The organism is Arthrobacter sp. zg-Y750 (genome assembly GCF_020907365.1).
Taxonomy (GTDB): Bacteria; Actinomycetota; Actinomycetes; order Actinomycetales; family Micrococcaceae; genus Arthrobacter_B.
In genome coordinates this window covers 1-19612 of sequence record NZ_JAJJOC010000010.1, presented here as the reverse complement: position 1 = coordinate 19612, position 19612 = coordinate 1, and the positions used below count along the sequence as shown (strand labels likewise).

The following is a 19612-nucleotide window of genomic DNA, read 5'->3' as shown; positions in this document are numbered from 1 at the left end:
CGGTGCTGCAGCGCTCTCCCGCCCCTTTCCGCGCTGCAGCACCGGGTTCACCCTTCCCGGAGGAACCATCCATGCCCTCAGCTCCCCTCCGCCGGCTCGCCGCGGCAGTATTCCTCTCGGCAGCTGTTGCCGGCACTGCTGCCTGCGGAGGCAGCCAGCCGCCGTCGGCCGGACCGGACGCATCAGTAACCGCCGCGCCGGGGGCGTCGTCGCCAGCCCCTTCCGCCGCGGCAGAGCCGGTACCGATTCGCCAGGCCACCCCCACCCCGGCTGAGGAGATTCCGGATCCCGTCGGCATCAGCGTGGACGGTACCGGCATCGAACTGGAAGTCATTCCCGTGGGCCAGGAACCCAACGGGGCCATGACCCTGCCCAACAACCATTACCAGGCCGGCTGGTACCGCTTCGGACCGGCACCCGGATCTTCGCGCGGCGCCGCCGTCCTGGCAGCCCATGTGGACTCGCGTACCGAACAGCTTCCCATTGCCGGCCTGGACGAGGTGCCCGCAGGCACGCCGCTTACCGTGACCCGCAGCGACGGCTCCGTCCTGAGATACACCACCCAAGAGGTGAAGAACATCCCCAAGGCTTCCCTGGACCAGTTCGATCTGTTCGACCGCGGCGGCGCACCCCGGCTCGAGCTGGTAACCTGCGGCGGCAAGTGGCTCGACTCGGTCGGAGACTATGAAGATAACGTTGTACTCACTGCGGTGCCCGTACCATAGTGGCAACCCAAGAGAGCCGGCCCGTACCTGGTCCGGTCCCGCACGAGTACGGCAGGAGAACGGCACTGATGCCCACCGGCGCCACGGAGCCCGACGCCGCGATGGACCACGCCTTCGCTGCGGGCGACGAAACGGCGCTGGCGGATGCCTACCGCCGCTTTTCGCCCCTGATCCGTGCGCTGGCGCTGCGGAAGCTTTTTGACCAGGGCGCTGCCGACGACGCGGTACAGGAAGTATTCATCCGGGCCTGGAAATACCGGGAAAGTTATTCGCCGGAACGCTCGACGCTCGCGGCCTGGCTTGTCGGCATAGGACGAAACGTCGCGGCCGGAATGGCCACGGCCAGGCAGCGAAGCTCCGAAACCCTGGTGGACGAACCGGTCCTGCCCCACGGGCAGCGGACCGAACCGGCCGGGCCGGACCCCGACGGCGTTGCTGACCGGGTGGTTCTCGATGCCGAGCTGGCCCGGCTCGGGGAACCACAGGGATCCATCCTCCGGCTCGCTTTCCACGAGGACCTGACACACCAGCAGATATCGGAAAAACTGAAACTACCCTTGGGTACCGTCAAGAGCCATATCCGAAGAAGCCTTGTCCAACTACGCCAGCGATTGGAGGTCAGCGATGCAGCATCTGTCATCTGAAGCGCTGGCCCTGAACGCCTTGGGCGAGGGCACGGCCGAAGAAACCGCGCATCTCCAACAGTGCACCCAGTGCACGGCCGAAGTGGAAGCACTGGGCCGCGTTGTGACGGCAGGACGTGCCCCTGCTGCCGGCGCCCTGCCGCATCCGCAGGCCTCGGTCTGGGAGGGCATCCATTCCTCGCTGGGCCTCGGCGACGCCGTACGCCGGGACCCCTTCGATACGCCCCCTGCCTCAGGCGCGGCGGGATCCGGCCCTGCCCGGGAACAGTCCGCACCCGCGGCGGAACCGCAGGCTTCCCCCGTTTCCCTGGACGCAGCCCGTAGCCGCCGCAACCGGCGCCGCCTGCCGCAGATCCTGGCCGCCGCAGCGGCAGCCGTAGTCCTCGCTGCCGCCGGCACCTGGGGTATTTCCCGGATCCTGGCCGACCGCACCGAGGTAATTGCTGCCGTTGACCTGGCACCGCTGCCGGCCTATCAGGACAGTGGCCGCGCAGAGGTGGACCAGCGGGCCGACGGCGGACGGGAACTGGTGGTGACGGCCAGCGGTGCGGACGCGCAGGGTTTCCGTGAAGTGTGGCTGATAGCCCCCGATATTGAACGGATGGTCAGCCTGGGCACCATGGAGGGGACGGAGGGCAGGTTCACCATTCCGGCTAACCTTGACCTCAATGAGTACCCCATTGTTGATATCTCCGATGAACCGTTCGACGGCAACCCCACGCACTCCGGGGATTCAATCCTGCGCGGCGTGCTGGAACCCTGACCCGGCCGCACGGGCCGGCGGCGCACGTGGCTGACGCCGTGCCCGGCTCCCTTCCGGGGATTACCTCCGAGTGGTGGTCCAGGGTACTGGAGGGTTTCAGCCGCGGGCCGGCCCTCGACCCGGCTCCGGCGGTGCTGCTGCTTGTTGTTGCCGCAGCCGCCCTGCTCAGCATCCCGCGGAGCACCTGGCGCTGGTTTGGTCTGTTCGTGACCTTTGTCCACGAACTCGGACACGCCTTCGCGGCCCTGATGACCGGGCAGGTGGTGAAGGGCATCCGGCTGCGTTTTGACCATTCCGGAGACATGCGTTCGCTGGGCCGCGGCGGGTTCCCTGCTGCCTGGGCGGGGTTTTGGGGTTACCCCGTGCCCGCGGTGGTGGGCGCCGGGCTCATTCTGGCGGCGCTGTACGGCTGGGCGGGGACCGCGCTGTCCGCCAGTGCACTGGTGCTGCTGGCGGCGCTGCTGTTTATCCGCAATGTCCAGGGCTTCGCCATCGCCTTTGGCAGCGCCTTGGTCTCCGTACTGCTGGTGTGGTTCTCCTCGCCGGTGACGGCTGGTTATGCGGCCGTGTGCACCGGTGTTGCCCTGCTGGTGGGTGCCGTGCGGGACTGGCTGAACGTGGTCCGGGTCCATACCCGCCGGCGAAACCTGGAAAGCTCGGACGCCTTTATCCTCGCCCGGCGCACCGGCATACCCGCTGCCGTGTGGCTGGCCGGCTTCGCGCTGGTGATCGCCGCTGCCGCGGCCGCAGCACTGTACGCCGCGCTGACGGTCCTTCCGGTGCCGGGGCGGTAAGTGCCCGGCCCGTACTACGCTTGGATTTCCGGGAAGGTTACCCGCAATTCGAGCCGGTGCTGGCCGTCCTCCTCCTGAGTGTAAATTGCCTTCCCGGAGATACCGGCAAGCCCGTCGGTGCCGGAGCCGGGGATGATATGGCCGGAACTGGCCGTGGCCGTACCTTCGGCGAGGCCCCAGTGCTGGATGACCATGGTTCCCGTCCGGCCGGCGACGGTGCCGGCAAACACCTCGGACCCGACATAACCCGCCCCTACCGTGTTGCCGGCCATGATGAGGTCCGCGACGCTGGTGCCGGTGATGTCTCCCTCGAAGATCTTCACCGCCCGGACGGTGGACAGTTCACTGTTGGTTCCCTCCACCTGATAGGGGGTGGGTTCCCACTCCGAAACATCAAAATCCGCCACGATCACTTCTTCAGTTAGGTCGGTCATGGTTCCAGTATCCCGTGTCCGGCGCCGGATTGCATGCCGGGCGCCGGACGCCGGTAGCCTTATCGCTGTGCCCGCGTGCGGCACGGCAACGGTTTGAGCTAAGGAGCACCACCCTCGCATGTCCCGGATTCCGGCAACCTTTCAGCGGCGGTTACTGAGCCCGTCGGCCCTCTGGACGGCGTTTGCCGTGGTCCATCTGGGCTTCCTCGCCGCCCTGGCTCCCTTGATTCTCGACGGCGGGGCGCTGAGCGATGTGAACTTCTACCGGCAGTGGGCGTTTGACGGCCTGAGCCATGGCCATTGGCTGGTCTTTGACACTGCATGGGTGTATCCCGTCCTCGCGCTGGCCCCCATGGTGCTTGCGGCGCTGTTCGGGTTCGGCGCGTACCAGTTCGTCTGGTTCCTGCTGTTCACGGCGCTGAACGCCGGCGCGGTCGCCGTCCTGGCCCGCCGGGCCGGAGCCGGCGGCACCGCTGCCGCGTACTGGTGGCTCGCGGCCACTGCCCTGCTGGGGCCCGTGGCGGTGGGGCGCGTGGATGGGCTGACCGCTCCCCTGGTGATCATGGGCCTGCTCTTCCTGGCCACCCGACCGGTGCTTGCCTCGGCGCTGCTGTCCGTGGCCACCTGGATCAAGGTTTGGCCGGCTGCCGTTATCCTCGCGGTGCTGGTCGCCTGGAAGAAGCGGCTCACGCTGCTCGCCACCGGTGCCGCCGTCTCCGCTGCCGTTGCCGTCACCGTCGCCCTAGGCGGCGGCCTGCGGCACCTGCTGAGTTTCTTCGGCGAACAGGGGGCCCGCGGGATGCAGATGGAGGCGCCGTTCACGACGCCGGGGCTGTGGCAGGCGATCCTGGGTTCATCGGATGCCCATATTTACGAGGACAAGATCATCAATACCCGCGAGGTCCGCGGTGCCCTCGGCGAGCCGGTGGCCGCGCTGATGACGCCGCTGCTCGCACTGGCCGCCCTCGCCGTCGTCGGACTGCTGATTTGGGCGCTTCGCCGCGGCGCCGATCCGCGCTCCCTGCTGATCTCCGGCTCGCTGGCCCTGGTGGCCGCATTTATTGTCTTCAACAAGGTTGGATCACCGCAGTTCATGCTGTGGCTCGGTGCCGTCACGGCGGTGGGGCTGGCATGGGAGGGCAGGGACTGGAAAGTGCCCGGGATCCTGATGCTGGCCATCGCCGCCCTGACCACACTGGTTTATCCGATGTTCTACGCAGCCCTGTACAACGACCTGAACATCGCCGTGGCGCTGCTGCTGACCGCCCGCAACGTCCTGCTGCTGGTGCTGTTCGGCTGGGCGCTGGCGCGGGTCATCACCCTGACCCGCGCCGGCGGGAACCGGGTCAGTGCCGCAGTTCTCCCGGAGCAGGCGCCGTAAGCTTCTTGCGGAACAGGACCTTGGTCTTGGGGTCCAGGAAGATCAGGTACAGCGCGAAGCCCAGTGCCGTCACGGCGGCAATCTGCCGGGCCGCGCTGAGGCTGAACTCGAAGTAGGGCCAGATATCGAGCTGGTCGCTGATCGCGTAGACCATAAAGAAGGACACGAACAGGTACAGGGTCTTGGCCTGCCAGTCATCGCGGATACCGGTCACGGCGAAGAGCGGGATGAGCCAGACCACGTACCAGGACTGGATCATGGGCGCGAGCATTACGATGGCGGCGAAGGCCAGGGTCAGCCGGCGGATCAGCCGGCTGTACTCACCCACGAACATCTGCCACAGCACAATTCCCACGGATGCCAGCCGTCCGATGGTGTGGACAACATCGGCCATGGTCCAGCCGGGCAGTCCCAGCGCGTTGCCGAGGGTGGCAACCAGCATGCCGGCGAAACCGACCGGCGCGTACCAGATCCATACACTGCCCGGGGTGCTCAGGGCACCCACCCAGCCGAACCCGAAACCATTGATCAGGCCCATGATCCACAGCAGCCCCAGTGACATGGCGGCCGTGATGAACCAGTAGGTGAACCTGCGCCGCCAGGATGCGTTCTTGCCGGCCCACAGCAGGCCGATGAACGGAAGGAAGATGATGGTGATCGGCTTGATGCCGATCGACAGTGTGACCAGCAGGATGCCGGCTACGGGACGCTTGGTGGCGGCAAGGTAGAGCCCGGCCAGCGCCAACCCGATCATCAGGGCGTCATTGTGGATGCTGGCGATGAAGTTGGTCAGGAACAGCGGGTTCGCTGCCGTGAGCCACAGCGCGCGGTTGGGATTGATCCCGTGCAGTTCAGCCAGCTTCGGCACGAAATACACGCACATTGCCACACCGATGACGGCGATCAGCCGGAACAGCAGGATGGAGAACTCGGTCTGGCCGTTCGTTACCAGAACCACCAGCTGCTCCAGCCAGAGGAACACCGGACCGTACGGGGTGGGGCTCTGTGCCCACAGATCGTCGGCGCCGATCTGCAGGTAGTTGGAGATCTGCGAGTAGCCGTCCTTGTACGGGTTCAAACCGCTGACCATCACCAGGCCCTGGGCGATGTAGGCGAACACATCGCGGCTGAACAGCGGCAGCGTGAAGCACAGGGGCGCCGCCCAGGCAATGACCGCCTTCAGGATGACCGGCCGGGACTCCGGGCCCCAGCCTTTCATCCGCTGGCCCAGCCGGAGCCAGGAGCGCACCAGCAGCATGCCGCCCGTGGACAGGAGCAGCACGGCGACGATGGCACCGAAGGGCTCGTCGAAACGCATCCAAATGATCACCGGGTTGCTTCGCAGGCTGGCAGATGCCAGTGAAAGCCAGCCCACCCCGAAGGATCCAGCGAGCATCATGAGGGAGCCGATGAACCCCTGAATGATCGCTATGTTGGGACGGTCGGCTTTAGCTATCTCCGGGCCCGGAGACGAAGGCTCGGTCGCGGGGACCTGCGCGGTCATCTACGTGGTTCCAATCTCTGGGGTGAACACGATTCCTGCGGGCCTGGCGGCGGACAGGGCGGCGCCTCACCCTAAAGCAGGGCAGCATAGAGCCCGGGCACCGTCAATAGGCTGATATTAGCATCGCGGCCCGGGCAAACCCGGCGCGCGCGACGCGGCGAAGTCAATCCCGGGCCCGGACACAGCGTCGCTTAGACTGAAGCTCCAGATGTGATTTTTGATGCAAGTAAAAGGCAAGGCGGTAAAGGCTGTGGGGCGCCACCGGGCAGAACCTGTAAGGAAAGCTGTAACTAAACCCGCGCATCCGTCGGGGACCGTTCCCGCACGTGCCGCAACCCGGGATGCCCCGGCCGGGCACCCGGGCCACCCGGGCAAAGCAGGCAAAGAACACAGCCGGGCAGGCCGAAACCACACGCAGCAGCGCCGCAGCCCGGAACTGCTGGGCTGGGGGTTGTTCCTCACACTGATAGGAGCAGCCGCCATGGTGTGGGTGGAGGTACCCCCGTCCGCGGTTGCGGTGACGTCATCGCTGCTCCTCTTCGCCTTTGGAGTCGCATGGTGCTTCTCCCCCGCGCCGGCTTCCCCGGCCGCTGTTACCGCTTCTTCGATACCTGCTCTGGCTCCTGCACCGGCTCCCGCAACGGATTCCATCCCTGCGCCGCCCGCGGTTTCCGTTCAGGCACCCGTTCCCACCCCCGCCACGGGCGCCGCCACACCCGCTTCCCGCAGCACCGCTGCCACTGCCGCACCAACCCGCCCGGCACTGCGGCCCTCCCCTGCACTGCAGCCCTCCGCAATACAGCCCTCCCCCGCACTGCGCCCCGCCCCGCAGCCGGCGCGGATGGACCGTCCTGCCCCGCACGGGCGGCGTGCAGCCGCCATGCCGGTTGTTCATGAGATGCCGGCTGAACCCAGCCGGTGGACGCGCACCTTCGGCCCCCCGGAAACGGGCCAGATCCCGCTGCAGCCCTACCTTGCGCGAACGCCCGCTCCCCTCGTGACGGCGGACGCAGAGCTGCCGGACCGCCGCCAGCGGAGCCACTCCAGCCTGTAGCCGCCCGCCGGCTCCTCCGGTTTCCCGCCTGCCGGGCGGCGGACGCGGTACATTGGATTCGTGCCAATAACTAATGAACGTATGGTCTGGATCGACTGCGAAATGACCGGTCTGGACATTGAATCCGATGCCCTCATTGAGGTGGCCGTCCTGGTCACTGACTCCGAGCTGAACATCCTCGGCGACGGCGTAGACGTGGTGATCAAGCCGGACGACGCCGCTTTGTCCCAGATGGGCGACTTCGTGCGCCAGATGCACACCACTTCCAAGCTCCTGGACGAGCTCCCGAACGGCATTTCGATGGCTGAGGCCGAGGCCGCGGTTATCGAATACATCACCAAGTGGGTTCCGGAACCCAAAAAGGCGCAGCTGGCCGGCAATTCCGTAGGCACGGACAAGATGTTCCTCGCCCGCGACATGCCCGAGGTCATCAATTACCTCCATTACCGGATCATCGACGTCTCCACCATCAAGGAACTGGCGCGGCGCTGGTACCCGCGCGCCTATTTCCAGGCCCCTGCCAAGAACGGCGGCCACCGGGCGCTGGGGGATATCCGCGATTCCATCAATGAGCTGCGCTACTACCGCGAGGCAGTTTTCGTGCCCGCTCCGGGGCCGGATTCCGCCACGGCCAAGAAGATCGCCGCGGGAATCGGAAGTTAGCTCCGTCACAAAACCGGCCTCCGGTGCCGGTTGTGTCAGAAGCACTCAAAAAACCGTGTAAGCTTGATTCCGCTGCCTCAGATAAATGAGTCCGCAAGACCACTCGCCTGGACTTCGCGGATGAACGTTTGAGGCACATGGTGGGTATAGCTCAGTTGGCAGAGCGCCTGGTTGTGGTCCAGGAGGTCGCGGGTTCAACCCCCGTTACTCACCCCAATGAGGCTGGCGGTTACAGCTTCGAAAGGCCGCCTCGGATGATTCCGGGGCGGCCTTTCCTGTGTGTGTTTGACTGTTAGCCTCAGGGGCGATCACTGCCGCTGCGGGCACGGCCCGGCAACAACCCCTACGCCTACGCGTGGCTTATCAATGAGGAGGCGCCGCCTTGGAGCGCAGACTGTTCGAAGAGGACCATGAGCTGTTCCGGGAAGTCGTCCGGGAATTCGACGCCCGCGAAGTCGCCCCCGGGTATGCGGACTGGGACGCCGCGCACATGATGCCGCGCCGGCTGTGGAAGGCTGCCGGCGAGCAGGGCCTGCTTGGCCTGGCTGTCCCCGAGGAGTTCGGCGGGGCGGGCATGCCGGATTACCGCTTCCGCGCGGTGATGGACGAGGAATTCGCCCGTGCCAACCATCTCGCCGTCGGCCTGGCCTTCCACCTGCATGACGACATGGTCCTCCCCCACCTGCTCGCCTACGGCTCCGATGAACTGAAGGAACGCTGGCTGCCGGGCATGGTCTCCGGGGACAAGGTCACCTCCGTCGCCTGGACCGAACCCGGCGCGGGCAGCGACCTGCGCGGCATCCGCACCAAGGCTGTACGCACCGACGACGGCGGCTGGCGCATCAGCGGCCAGAAGACGTTCATCGGCAACGGCATCAGCGGAGACGCCTCCCTGGTCCTGGCCCGCACTGACGGCGGGACGGGCCGCGGGCAGCGGGACTCCTTCAGCATGTTCATGGTGGAGAAAACCGAGGGGTACAGCACCGGCCGGCAGCTGGACAAAATGGGCCTGAAGGCCTCGGACACCGCCGAGCTGTTCTTCGATGATGTGTTCGTCCCGTCGGTGAACCTCGTGGGCGAGGTCGGCCGCGGCCTGGAATACGCCGAAGGGCAGCTGCCGCAGGGCAGGCTGGCCATTGCCGTTGCCTCCTCCGCAGTTGCGCGCCGGATTTTCGAAGCCACGGTGGAGTACACCAAGGAGCGCAACGCCTTCGGGGAGCGGATCGCCGACTTCCAGAACAGCCGGTTTGCCCTCGCCGACATCGAAACCGAAGTCGAAGCCACCGAAGCGTACGTGGATTCCGCCGTCACCGCCTTCAACGAAGGCAAGCTGGATGCCGTTTCTGCCGCCAAGGCCAAGCTCTGGGCCAGTGAGCGGGCCAAGTCCATTACGGACCGGTGCCTGCAGCTGCACGGCGGCTACGGCTACATCCTCGAATACCCGGTGGCCCAGGCGTTCCTGGCTGCCCGCCTGCTGACCATCTTCGGCGGCACCAGCGAAATCATGCGGGAAGTCATCGGACGCGGCATCGTCCGCTAGCACCGCCGCGGCCCCGGCGGCCCTCCCCCATCCAGACGAAAGAAAGACAGCAATGACCGTACGTCCCATCGTTATCCACGGCGAACCCGTACTGCACCGCCGGGCGTTGCCGGTGGAGGAGTTCAACGACGAACTGCGCACCCTCGTCGCGGACATGTACGAGACCATGGATGTCGCCAACGGCGTGGGCCTGGCCGCCCCGCAGGTGGGCGTGGGCCTGCGCCTGTTCACGTTCGCCTATGAGAACGACGACGACGCTCCCGACCGCGGCGTGCTCATCAATCCGGTGCTGATCACTTCCAAGGTTCCCGGCGCGGCGCCGGACCCGGACGAAACCTCCGAGGGCTGCCTCTCCGTTCCCGGTGAGAACTTCCCGGTGAACCGGGCGGAATGGGTCAAGGTATCCGGTTTCGACGAAAACGGTACCCCGGTCGAGTTCGAGGCGACGGACTGGTTTGCCCGTGTGATCCAGCACGAGTATGACCATCTGGACGGCAAGCTCTACGTGGACCGGCTCAACGACCGCTGGAGCCGCAAGGCCCGAAAGGTCATCAAGGCCCAGGGCTGGACCGTCCCCGGCCACAGCTGGATGCCGGGCGTGGATCCGGACCCGTTCGGCCACTAGGGCGGACAGCAACGCAGGAGGGCCCGCAGGATATCCTGCGGGCCCTCCTGCGTCAGCGGTCGGTCCTAGCCGGCGATCGAGGCCAGGGACTGTGCCAAGGGAAATGCCGGCGGATTCACGTGCGCCATCTCCTCCAGCACCCGGACCACCTGGCAGCTGTAGCCGAACTCGTTGTCATACCAGACGTACAGCACCAGGTTTGTGCCGTTGGAAATGGTGGCCAGGCCGTCCACGATCCCGGCCCGCTTGGAACCGACGAAGTCGCTGGAGACCACCTCGGGGGAATCGATGTAGTCGATCTGCTTGTGCAGCGGCGAGTTCAGCGACGTCTCCCGCAGGTAGGCGTTGACCTCTTCCTTGTCCGTGGCCGTTTCGAGGTTCAGGTTCAGGATGGCCATGGACACATCGGGGGTGGGCACCCGGATGGCGTTGCCGCTGAGCTTGCCGGCCAGTTCGGGCAGCGCCTTGGCCACGGCCTTGGCGGCCCCGGTTTCGGTGATGACCATGTTCAGCGCAGCGGAGCGGCCGCGCCGGTCCCCGTTGTGGAAGTTGTCGATCAGGTTCTGGTCATTAGTGAACGAGTGCACCGTTTCCACGTGCCCGTTTACAATTCCGTACTTGTCATTGAGGACCTTCAGCACCGGGGTAATCGCATTGGTGGTGCAGGAGGCGGCAGTGATAATCCGGTCTTCGTCCGTAATGGCGCCGTGGTTGATGCCGTGCACAATGTTCTTCAGGTTTCCCTTGCCCGGCGCGGTCAGCAGGACGCGGGACACGCCCTTGGCGGCCAGATGCTGCGAGAGTCCTTCTTCGTCCCGCCAGCGTCCGGTGTTGTCCACCACCACGGCATCATTGATGCCGTAGGAGGTGTAATCCACGGCTGAGGGATCGTTGGAGTAGATCACCTGGATGAGAGTGCCGTTGGCCAGGATGGTGTTGTTGTCCTCATCCACGGTGATGGTGCCGTTGAAGGCCCCGTGCACGGAATCGCGGCGCAGCAGGCTGGCACGCTTGATGAGGTCGTTGTCGGAGCCTTTCCGCACCACGATGGCACGCAGGCGAAGGCCCTGCCCGCCGCCGGCCTTTTCCACCAGGATGCGGGCGAGCAGGCGCCCGATGCGGCCAAAGCCGTATAGGACGACGTCGGTGCTGGTGCGTTCATCGGCACCCCGCTTGCCGGCGACGTCGGCCAGTTCGGCCCGCAGGAACTCGTGCAGGTCCCCGCCCTTCTCCTTGTACTTGTTGCCCATCCGCGCGAGGTCAACGGAAGCGGCTCCGAGTTCCAGCTCGGTCAGGGCTTTGAGCAGCGGATAGGTTTCCGAGACGGGCAGCTCCGCTTCGTCGATCTGGCGCGCAAACCGGTGCGCCTTCAGGATCTCGATCACCGATTTGTTCACCAGCGGACGTCCGTACACCGAGGTCACTACGCTGTTTTCCCGGTAGAGCCGTCCGATCAGCGGGATCATGGCCTCGGCGAGGGCTTCCCGGTCCATCCAAGTGTCAAGGCACGTATCGGAGTTGGAACTCACAGATCTTCACATCCTTTTCTCAGCCGGCACTGCGTTGTGCCGGTTGGCAGTAATGCCTCTAAGTGTATTAGGACACATCGCACCGGCCGGACGCCTCCCGGAGACGTTCGTCACACTCAGGAGGGGCGGAGCCGGGACGCTTCCTGGCCGGCCGGTTTCCCCGCTTTGCCCTCCGGTTCCAGGTCCTCGAGGTCCCGGACCCGGCGCAGCGGCCCCAGTGCCGCGGCGAGCGGCGCGAGGGCGGCCACCAGGATGCCGGTCAATATGGCACCCCGGATGCCTACCAGCTCCACGAGGATGCCGGCGGCGAACGCCGCCAAAGCCAGCATTCCCCAAGTGATCATCCGCTGGGCGGACCCAAGCCGTCCGAGCATCTGCGGCGGGCATACCCGCTGCCGGAACGTGGTGGACACAACGATGTTCAGGGAAATGGCGAACCCCGCCACAAAGAGGCCGATGAAGCCGGCAGTCATTCCCCATCCAGGTGAAATCAGCAGCAGGCTGGCGTAACCGGCCACGGCCGGGAACATGGAATACCGCCACACCCGGCCCGAGCCGACGCGTGAGGCTATCCGTTTGACGGACAGTCCGCCCAGGGTGCCGCCCACCGCCGTGGCCGCAGTCAGCAGGCCCAGCATGCCCGGCGTCTCCCCCAGGGACCGGATCACCAGGAGGACCAGCAGCGAGACCACGATGTTTCCGCCCAGGTTCCACAGCGCCCCCGTCACAAGGAGCATGCGCAGCGGCAGCGTACTGAAGACATAACGCACGCCCTCCCCCATGTCCCGGAGCACCCGCCGGTCCTTCGGCCGGTCGGGCCGGGGTTCACGGATGTCCAGGCGCAGGATGGCAGCCAGTGAGCCCAGGGAGGCCGCAACCTGCAGCAGGAGGGCATTGGAAGCGCCCCACGCGCCGGTGACCCAGCCGCCCAGGGCCCGCCCGCCGGCGTCGCCGAAGGCACCCGAACCGGTCATCAGTCCATTGCCCTCGACCAGTTCTTCCCGGTCCACGGCACTGGGAACCAGTGCCTGCTCAGCGAGGGTGAAAAACACAGCGGCAAGCCCGGCGCCGAAGGAAACGGCGAAAAGCTGGACCACGGTCAGCAGGTCCAGCCACCAGGCCACGGGCAGGCTGGCCAGGAGCAGTGTCCTGACAGCGAGGGAGGCCACAATCACGGGCCGGCGCCGGTACCGGTCCACCAGCACTCCTATGGGCAAACCGAAGAGCAGCCAGGGCAGGAAAGTCATGCCCGCAAGGACCGCTACGGTGAAATTCGACGCGTCCAGTTCAGTCACCGCAATAACGGGCAGGGCAACGCTGGTTACGGCACCGCCGAAAATTCCGGCAGTCGAAGAAATCCACAACCTCCGGAAATTGGCGTTGCGGATAACCAAAGGTTTCCGGGCTGCCTCGGTTTGGGACATTGCCACAGAATAGCCCAGCGCCCGATTAATCCAACCCGTTGCGGCCCAAACCGAATCCAATTGCAGGAAACCCCGGCAAAAGGTGCGCCATTGTTGAGCACTTAAGCGGTTTCCTGGGCGGCCCGGGGAAATGCGGGCGGGGGTGGACGGGTTGGCCGATAAGCCGGGTTTTGTGCGTCCGGTCCGTTACCGGGCCGGACGGAGCAATCATCCATCTAGGGCCGCCGTTGCCGGCGGCCTCAAGCGGCCTACCCGGACACATCGGGCGGGCAGCCCTCAAACGTGTCCTGTATGGCCTTGCTCCGGGTGGGGTTTACCTAGCCGTCCCGGTCACCCGGGACGCTGGTGGTCTCTTACACCGCCTTTTCACCCTTACCTGCGGACCGGCAAAACCGGTCTGCGGGCGGTTTGTTTTCTGTGGCACTGGCCTGCGGGTTTCCCCGAGTGGGCGTTACCCACCACCCTGCCCTGCGGAGCCCGGACTTTCCTCGGCGGCAGCGGCGTCCCGAAGGCAGCCGCACCGACGCGATTGCCTGGCCAACCCGTCCACGGTCAACTCTACCGTCCCCGCGGACCCGCCCCGGACCCGCCGCCCGGCTCGCGTAGGATTAACCGGTGCTGATTCTGCTCCCGCCCTCCGAAGGCAAAACTCCGGCGCCGGCCGGTCCGGCCCTGGACCTGTCCCGCCTCCACTTTCCTCTGCTGTCCGAACCGCGCGGACTGGTCCTGAAAGCACTGGCCGAAACCAGCCGGTCCGATGCGGCGCTGGAAGTGCTGGGAGTCGGTGCCACCTTGGCCGCGGAAGTGCAGCGCAATACCGTGCTGGCGGAGCAGCCGTGCGCGCCCGCGCACCGGGTGTACACCGGTGTTCTGTACGACGCCCTGGGCTATGCCTCGCTGCCGGCAGCATCGCAGCGCCGGGCAGATGACGCAGTGCTGGTGATGTCGGCTCTGTGGGGCGCCCTGGGCTTCGCCGATCCCATTCCGGCCTACCGGCTGTCCATGTCCGTCCGGCTGCCGGAAACGGGCCGCCTGGCCGCGTTCTGGAAACAGCATCTGACCGGGCCCCTGGACGAATACGCCGGGACTTCACTGGTGGTGGACTGCCGGTCCAGTACCTACGCCGCGGCCTGGGCGCCGGATCCGCAGCGCACCGCTGCGGTGAACGTGTTCCAGATCCGGGACGGCAAACGCAAAGTGGTCTCGCATTTCGCCAAGCACACCCGCGGCGAGCTGGCCCGGCACCTGCTGGTGCGTCAGGGGGCCGAGCCGGCCACGCCGCAGGAGCTGCTGGCGGCCGCCGCTGAGAAGTGGGAGGCCGAGCTGGTGGCTCCGGCAGGCCGGAAGCCCTATCAGCTCAACATCATCCTGCCCGAGCAGTAACTACTGCCGCGCAGCGACCAGTTCGACTTCGAAGCCCTCATCGTTTTCGAGGTAGGCGGCATAGTGGTCCGGCCCGCCGGCGTGCGGATGCCGGTCAGCGAAAAGCATGCTCCACCCGTGGCTCGCAGCGCGGCGGGCCAGCAGCTCGACGTCGGCCTCGGTGCCTGCGGCGAACGCGAGGTGGTTCAGGCCCGGACGGCGCCGGGAGTACGGGCCGCGCTCGACGTCGGGACCAGACTCCAGCACTATGTAGCCGTCCGCTCCCTGCCAGCTGGCTCCGGTGTCCCAGGTGTCCTTGCGGACGTAGCCGAGCCGCTCCAGCAGCCAGCCCAGCGACTTTTCGGCGGCCGGGAAGTCGTTGACCCAAACCTCCGCGTGATGCAGCCGTCCCGTGGGGGCCGGCGCCGGGGCAGGTTCCTGGGCGGCTACAGATTCCTGGGCGGCTGCCGTGTCCGGGGCGGCTGCCGGTGCCTGACCGGCCGCCATAACCGAGTCTGCCCGCGGTTTCCACGGCACGCCGGCAGTACCGGCATCCATGGCCTCATTGGAGAGCCGGTCCGCGTCCTTGTTCAACTCACGCGGAATCCACTGGTACTTCACCCGTTGCGGGTTCACTATGGAGCGGGCTTTCGCCGCCAGCTTCTGCATGTCGGCGTGCTTGATCTTCCAGCGGCCGCTCATCTGCTCCACAACGAGCTTGGAGTCCATCTTGGCCAGGATCCAGCAGTCGGGATCAATCCCGTGGGCCAGCTCCAACGCCGCTATGAGGCCGGAATACTCGGCCACGTTGTTGGACACCCGGCCCACGTATTCGGCTTTCTCGGCGAGGATGCGGCCGGTGTCCGGGTCCCGTACGAGCGCGCCGTAACCGGCAATCCCGGGGTTGCCCCGGGAGCCGCCGTCGGCTTCCACAATCAGGGTGCGGCGCTGGCCGCCGGCCGGGGTGCGGGCAGCCGTGGACTGCGCGCCGGAGTCGGGCTCCGGGTCAAACAGTGTCACTGCTCAGCTGCTCCACTCGTCCGAGCGGACCAGGATGCACCCGGAGTCGGGGCAGAACACGATGTCATCCGCGGCTGCCTTGCGGATGTCCGCGAGGTCGCCCGGGCTGAGCTGCATGCCCGACCCCTCGGAGGTGCCGTGGAACAGCCGGGCCGCGCCGATGCCGTGCTTGGACAGGGTCTTTTCATAAACGGCAAGCAGGGCCGGCTCGAAGGTGTCGGCCAGTTCTTCGCGGCGTGCTTGTGCGTCGGCGCTGTCCGCCTCGATCACGGCGAGTTCGGCGTCGCGCTTTTCCTCGAGCTCACGGCGCTTGGCGTGCAGTTCCTCCAGCGCGGTTCCGGCCTCGCCCTGCCGCGTGCGGGCGGCTTCGAGCCGTTCCATCACGTCCAGCTCCACGTCTTCAAGGTCGGAGCGGCGCCGCTCAAGCGAGACGATTTCGGCCTGCAGGGCCGTCAGTTCCTTGGAACCGCCCTTACCGCTGTCCAGGTGCTGCTGGTCGCGGGTCATCCGGGCCACTACGGATGCGACGTCGGCTTCGGCGCGCGTGAGCTCGCGTTCAATGTCGGCCACCTCGGTGCCGGCGGACACGCGTGCCTTTTCGGCGGCAGCAACGGAATCGGCCAGGGAAGCGATCTCGGGATTGTTGCTAACGTTGCGGACCTGGTTGCGCAGGGCCTTGAGCCTGCTGTCCAGGGCCTGCAGATCCAGCAGCCTCAGCTGCTCCGCGGGCGATGCTTTTGCCACCGAAAACCTCCGTGTATATCCGGACCTGCCTGGCCCGGCTCTCCTAAGCCTATGCCACCGCGCGGCATCACTTCAGCCCGGGTGTCAGTACAAAGTCCCACGGATCGGTGTTCACGCCGCTGACCCGCACCTCAGCAGTGAAGCCCTGGTCATTCAGGACGTTCTCCAGCGCCGCGGCGGCGGGGGTAAGCCACAGCCACTCACTGCCGAAATGCGAGACGTCTATAAGGTAAGGCCGGCCGTTGCCGCCTAGGGCACGCTCGCGCAGTTCCGACGCCGGGTGGTGTCGGAGGTCGGCCGTGACGTACACGTCGGCACGCTCGGAGCGCACGGCGTCGAACAGGCTGTCCCCGGCGCCGCCGCACACGGCTACCCGGCGGACCAGGCCGTCGGCGTCCCCTGCCACACGGACCCCGCCTGCAACGGCAGGCAGGAGGCCGAACACCAGCTTGGCGAAGTCAGCGAGGCTGAGCACCTCGGGCAGTTCACCGACGCGGCCTATCCCCTCTTCGGGCAGCCCCTCGGCAGCCGGGACCAGCGGAGAAACGTTTCGGAGCCCAAAGGCGTCTGCAAGCACATCGGACACACCGCCCACCGCGCTGTCACCGTTGGTATGCACGGTCAGCAGGGCGCAGCCGCCCTCGATCAGCCGGTGCACAGCCTCACCCTTGAAGCTGGAGGCGGCCACGGAATTCACCGGCTTCAGCAGCAGCGGGTGATGGGTGAGCAGCAGGTCGGCCCCCCATTCCAGGGCCTCGTCAATGACCTCCCGGGTGGGATCCACCGCAAACAGGACCTTGCGGACCTCCCTATCGGCCCGGCCTGCCACCAATCCCGGGGCATCCCAGTTCTCTGCCAGCGATTCGGGCCATAGTTCTTCGGCCGCCAGCAGGACGTCCCCCAGCGTGGGAACATCGGCTTCGGGTGCCTGGTGGCCGGCAGTATCTGCGCCGGCGCGCTCGTGGGGGTGCTCCGCTTCCATACGTTTAGTTCTACCCCGATGCCCTGCCCCGCTCAATTCCGCCGCACCTGCCGTGACGCAGGGAACACTGTGCGTCCGGGCCGGCAAAGCGCCCGTCGGCGGTCCGCGGGAATCAAAGCGGGCCCGGACGCATTGTTAAGGACATGAAGACGTACGTACTTGGCGGAGGCTGCTTCTGGTGCCTCGACGCCCTATACCGCAAGGTCCGCGGTGTCACCGATGTGGTGTCCGGCTACACCGGCGGCGCACTGCCCGACCCCGACTACGACAGCGTATGCTCCGGCACCACCGGCCATGCAGAAGTGGTGGCCGTGACCTTCGACGAGGATGTCATTCCCGGCGAGGTCATTCTGGACATGTTCTTCTCCCAGCACGATCCGACCACCTTGAACCGCCAGGGCTACGACGTCGGCACCCAGTACCGCTCGTCGATGTTCTACCGCGACGAGGACCAGCGCAAGGAATTCGAAGCTTCGCTGGAACGTGCACAGGAGAACTGGAAGGACCCCATCGTCACGGAAATCGTGCCGCTGCCGCGGTTCTACCCGGCGGAGGACTTCCACCAGGATTTCTACGCCAAGCACCCGGGTACCGGGTACTGCCAGGTGATTATCAACCCGAAGCTGGGCAAGGCACGCAAGTATTACTCCGGGTGGCTGCAGGATTAAGCGCGGCCAACGGCGCCGATAGGCTGGAACGGGCAAATGTCCGTCCGGCATTGTTCGATGAATTTTGAGGAATTGAGGAAAACATGGCTCGTATATATGACGATGTGACCCAGCTTGTGGGCGGGACTCCGCTGGTCCGGCTGAATCGGCTCGCGGCCGGCCTCCCGGCCCAGGTGGCTGTGAAGCTTGAGTTCTACAACCCCGCCAACAGTGTCAAGGACCGCATCGGCGTGGCCATTGTGGATGCCGCTGAGAAGGCCGGCGCCCTGAAGCCGGGCGGCACCATTGTGGAGGGCACCTCCGGCAACACCGGCATTGCCCTGGCCATGGTCGGCGCTGCCCGCGGTTACCGGGTCATCCTGACCATGCCCGAGACCATGTCGACCGAGCGCCGCGTCATGCTGCGCGCCTACGGAGCCGAGATTGTCCTGACCCCCGGTGCCGAAGGCATGCGCGGAGCGGTGGACAAGGCCAAGGAAATTGTTGCCACCACCGAGAACGCCATCTGGGCGCAGCAGTTCGCCAATGAAGCCAACCCCGCCATGCACCGCGCCACCACGGCCGAGGAAATCTGGGAAGATACCGACGGCAAGGTGGACATCTTTGTAGCCGGCATCGGCACCGGCGGCACCATCACCGGCGTCGGACAGGTCCTGAAGAAGCGCAAGCCGGGCGTGCAGATCGTGGCCGTGGAGCCCAAGGACTCCGCCATCCTCAACGGCGGCTCCCCCGGACCGCACAAGATCCAGGGCATTGGCGCGAACTTCGTACCTGAGATCCTCGACACCACCGTCTACGACGAGGTGTTCGACGCCTCCATCGAGGACTCCGTTGCTACTGCCCGTGCTCTGGGCACCCAGGAAGGCATTCTGGGCGGTATTTCTTCCGGTGCGATTGTGTGGGCCGCCCTGGAACTCGCCAAGCGCGAAGAGAACGCCGGTAAGCTGATTGTTGCCACCGTCTGCGACTTCGGAGAGCGTTACATCTCCACAGTCCTCTACGACGACATCCGCGGCTAGTACCGCGTACCGCCCCCGGCGGGGCGGTACCCCCGAGCAGAAAGCCCTCTGTGAGTCTGTTAGCCCGACTACGCGAAGACCTCGACGCCGCCGCATCGCATGATCCGGCGGCCAGGGGTTCGCTCGAAAACCTCGTTGTATATTCCGGCCTGCACGCCATCTGGATGCACCGGCTGACCCACCGCATGTGGGCCCGGCCCGGGCTTCGCTTCCCGGCACGGGTGCTGTCGCAGCTGGCACGGTTTGCCACCGGCATCGAGATCCACCCCGGTGCCACCGTGGGCCGCAGGTTCTTCATTGACCACGGCATGGGAGTGGTGATCGGCGAGACCGCCGAAATCGGAGATGATGTGATGCTCTACCACGGGGTCACCCTGGGCGGCCGGTCACTGGCCAAGGTCAAGCGGCACCCGACCATCGGCGACGGTGTCACCGTTGGGGCAGGTGCGAAGATCCTGGGTCCGGTGACCATCGGAGCCAACAGTGCCGTGGGTGCCAACGCCGTTGTGGTCAAGGATGCGCCGGCGGATTCAATCATCACCGGCATCCCGGCCAAGTGGCGCCACCGGGACACCAAAATGACGCAGCCGGCCGTGGACCCGGCGGAATACGTGGATCCGGCCATCTACATCTAAGCCGTAAGTTCCGGAACAGGTCAGGTTCGGGACAAAGAGAAGGGCCGCCGCCCGGCGGGGGGGCGGGGGGGGGTTATAAGGGTCAGGCTGCGAGTTGGGGGG

At 66.2% G+C, this 19612-nt stretch carries 19 protein-coding genes, 1 tRNA gene and 1 other RNA gene; 13 read left to right on the top strand and 8 right to left on the bottom strand.

Annotation, left to right across the window (positions count from 1 at the left end):
* Nucleotides 1-71: 71 nt before the first annotated feature.
* The 4 genes from LOC57_RS06835 to LOC57_RS06820 all read left to right on the top strand — a co-directional run bounded on the left by LOC57_RS06835 (nucleotide 72) and on the right by LOC57_RS06820 (nucleotide 2926).
* A complete protein-coding gene (locus tag LOC57_RS06835) occupies nucleotides 72-725 on the top strand; it encodes a class F sortase (protein ID WP_227911655.1) in 654 nt (217 codons plus the stop codon).
* 68 nt (nucleotides 726-793) lie between these two features.
* Nucleotides 794-1369, top strand: coding sequence for an RNA polymerase sigma factor (locus tag LOC57_RS06830; protein WP_229958846.1), 576 nt, complete (start codon nucleotides 794-796; stop codon nucleotides 1367-1369).
* Complete coding sequence (locus LOC57_RS06825) at nucleotides 1350-2132, top strand: anti-sigma factor (protein WP_229958844.1); 783 nt, start codon at nucleotides 1350-1352, stop codon at nucleotides 2130-2132. Before LOC57_RS06830 ends, LOC57_RS06825 begins: the two co-directional genes overlap by 20 nt.
* Before the next feature lie 26 nt (nucleotides 2133-2158).
* Nucleotides 2159-2926, top strand: a complete 768-nt coding sequence (locus tag LOC57_RS06820) for a M50 family metallopeptidase (RefSeq protein ID WP_229958842.1) — start codon at nucleotides 2159-2161, stop codon at nucleotides 2924-2926.
* Nucleotides 2927-2940: 14 nt separating this feature from the next.
* On the opposite strand, the gene LOC57_RS06815 is transcribed toward LOC57_RS06820, so the two are convergent.
* Nucleotides 2941-3360, bottom strand: coding sequence for a DUF3224 domain-containing protein (locus tag LOC57_RS06815; protein ID WP_227911659.1), 420 nt, complete (start codon nucleotides 3358-3360; stop codon nucleotides 2941-2943).
* A 118-nt stretch (nucleotides 3361-3478) separates the two neighbouring features.
* Between LOC57_RS06815 and LOC57_RS06810 the strand changes: the two genes are divergently transcribed.
* Nucleotides 3479-4741: a glycosyltransferase 87 family protein gene (locus LOC57_RS06810; protein WP_227911660.1), complete on the top strand. Its 1263-nt coding sequence runs from the start codon at nucleotides 3479-3481 to the stop codon at nucleotides 4739-4741.
* Here LOC57_RS06810 and mptB read toward each other — a convergent pair.
* A complete protein-coding gene (mptB, locus tag LOC57_RS06805; protein ID WP_227911661.1) occupies nucleotides 4707-6245 on the bottom strand; it encodes a polyprenol phosphomannose-dependent alpha 1,6 mannosyltransferase MptB in 1539 nt (512 codons plus the stop codon). The two genes, LOC57_RS06810 and mptB, sit on opposite strands and share 35 nt — an antisense overlap.
* Before the next feature lie 1114 nt (nucleotides 6246-7359).
* On the opposite strand from mptB, the gene orn reads away from it, so the two are divergent.
* The 4 genes from orn to def all read left to right on the top strand — a co-directional run bounded on the left by orn (nucleotide 7360) and on the right by def (nucleotide 10127).
* Entirely contained in the window at nucleotides 7360-7962 is a 603-nt protein-coding gene (gene orn / locus LOC57_RS06800; protein ID WP_227911663.1) for an oligoribonuclease, read from the top strand.
* Between the two features lie 140 nt (nucleotides 7963-8102).
* Nucleotides 8103-8178: transfer RNA gene (locus LOC57_RS06795), tRNA-His, on the top strand.
* A gap of 166 nt (nucleotides 8179-8344) precedes the next feature.
* Nucleotides 8345-9502: an acyl-CoA dehydrogenase family protein gene (locus LOC57_RS06790; protein WP_227911664.1), complete on the top strand. Its 1158-nt coding sequence runs from the start codon at nucleotides 8345-8347 to the stop codon at nucleotides 9500-9502.
* A 52-nt stretch (nucleotides 9503-9554) separates the two neighbouring features.
* Nucleotides 9555-10127: a peptide deformylase gene (gene def / locus LOC57_RS06785; RefSeq protein WP_227911665.1), complete on the top strand. Its 573-nt coding sequence runs from the start codon at nucleotides 9555-9557 to the stop codon at nucleotides 10125-10127.
* A 65-nt stretch (nucleotides 10128-10192) separates the two neighbouring features.
* Here def and LOC57_RS06780 read toward each other — a convergent pair whose 3' ends face one another.
* From LOC57_RS06780 to rnpB, 3 genes are all read right to left on the bottom strand, one after another.
* On the bottom strand, nucleotides 10193-11656 hold the full coding sequence (locus tag LOC57_RS06780; RefSeq protein ID WP_227911666.1) for a glyceraldehyde-3-phosphate dehydrogenase: 1464 nt from the start codon (nucleotides 11654-11656) through the stop codon (nucleotides 10193-10195).
* 116 nt (nucleotides 11657-11772) lie between these two features.
* Nucleotides 11773-13080 (bottom strand): MFS transporter, encoded by a 1308-nt coding sequence (locus LOC57_RS06775; protein WP_229958840.1) that lies wholly within the window; start codon nucleotides 13078-13080, stop codon nucleotides 11773-11775.
* 143 nt (nucleotides 13081-13223) lie between these two features.
* Nucleotides 13224-13625, bottom strand: an RNA gene (gene rnpB, locus LOC57_RS06770) — RNase P RNA component class A.
* A gap of 70 nt (nucleotides 13626-13695) precedes the next feature.
* Between rnpB and LOC57_RS06765 the strand changes: the two genes are divergently transcribed.
* On the top strand, nucleotides 13696-14463 hold the full coding sequence (locus tag LOC57_RS06765; protein WP_227911668.1) for a YaaA family protein: 768 nt from the start codon (nucleotides 13696-13698) through the stop codon (nucleotides 14461-14463).
* Here the strand turns inward: LOC57_RS06765 and LOC57_RS06760 are convergent, their stop codons facing one another.
* From LOC57_RS06760 to LOC57_RS06750, 3 genes are all read right to left on the bottom strand, one after another.
* Nucleotides 14464-15462: a reverse transcriptase-like protein gene (locus LOC57_RS06760; RefSeq protein ID WP_331460640.1), complete on the bottom strand. Its 999-nt coding sequence runs from the start codon at nucleotides 15460-15462 to the stop codon at nucleotides 14464-14466.
* 3 nt (nucleotides 15463-15465) lie between these two features.
* A complete protein-coding gene (locus LOC57_RS06755; protein ID WP_227911669.1) occupies nucleotides 15466-16206 on the bottom strand; it encodes a zinc ribbon domain-containing protein in 741 nt (246 codons plus the stop codon).
* 67 nt (nucleotides 16207-16273) lie between these two features.
* Nucleotides 16274-17188, bottom strand: a complete 915-nt coding sequence (locus LOC57_RS06750) for a Nif3-like dinuclear metal center hexameric protein (protein WP_227911670.1) — start codon at nucleotides 17186-17188, stop codon at nucleotides 16274-16276.
* A 143-nt stretch (nucleotides 17189-17331) separates the two neighbouring features.
* Between LOC57_RS06750 and msrA the strand changes: the two genes are divergently transcribed.
* The 3 genes from msrA to epsC all read left to right on the top strand — a co-directional run bounded on the left by msrA (nucleotide 17332) and on the right by epsC (nucleotide 19510).
* Nucleotides 17332-17856: a peptide-methionine (S)-S-oxide reductase MsrA gene (gene msrA / locus LOC57_RS06745; protein ID WP_227926107.1), complete on the top strand. Its 525-nt coding sequence runs from the start codon at nucleotides 17332-17334 to the stop codon at nucleotides 17854-17856.
* Nucleotides 17857-17939: 83 nt separating this feature from the next.
* Nucleotides 17940-18875 carry a cysteine synthase A gene (cysK, locus tag LOC57_RS06740; protein ID WP_227911672.1) on the top strand — a complete coding sequence of 312 codons (936 nt, stop codon included), beginning with the start codon at nucleotides 17940-17942 and terminating at the stop codon, nucleotides 18873-18875.
* 50 nt (nucleotides 18876-18925) lie between these two features.
* Nucleotides 18926-19510 carry a serine O-acetyltransferase EpsC gene (epsC, locus tag LOC57_RS06735; protein WP_227911673.1) on the top strand — a complete coding sequence of 195 codons (585 nt, stop codon included), beginning with the start codon at nucleotides 18926-18928 and terminating at the stop codon, nucleotides 19508-19510.
* Nucleotides 19511-19612: the final 102 nt, after the last annotated feature.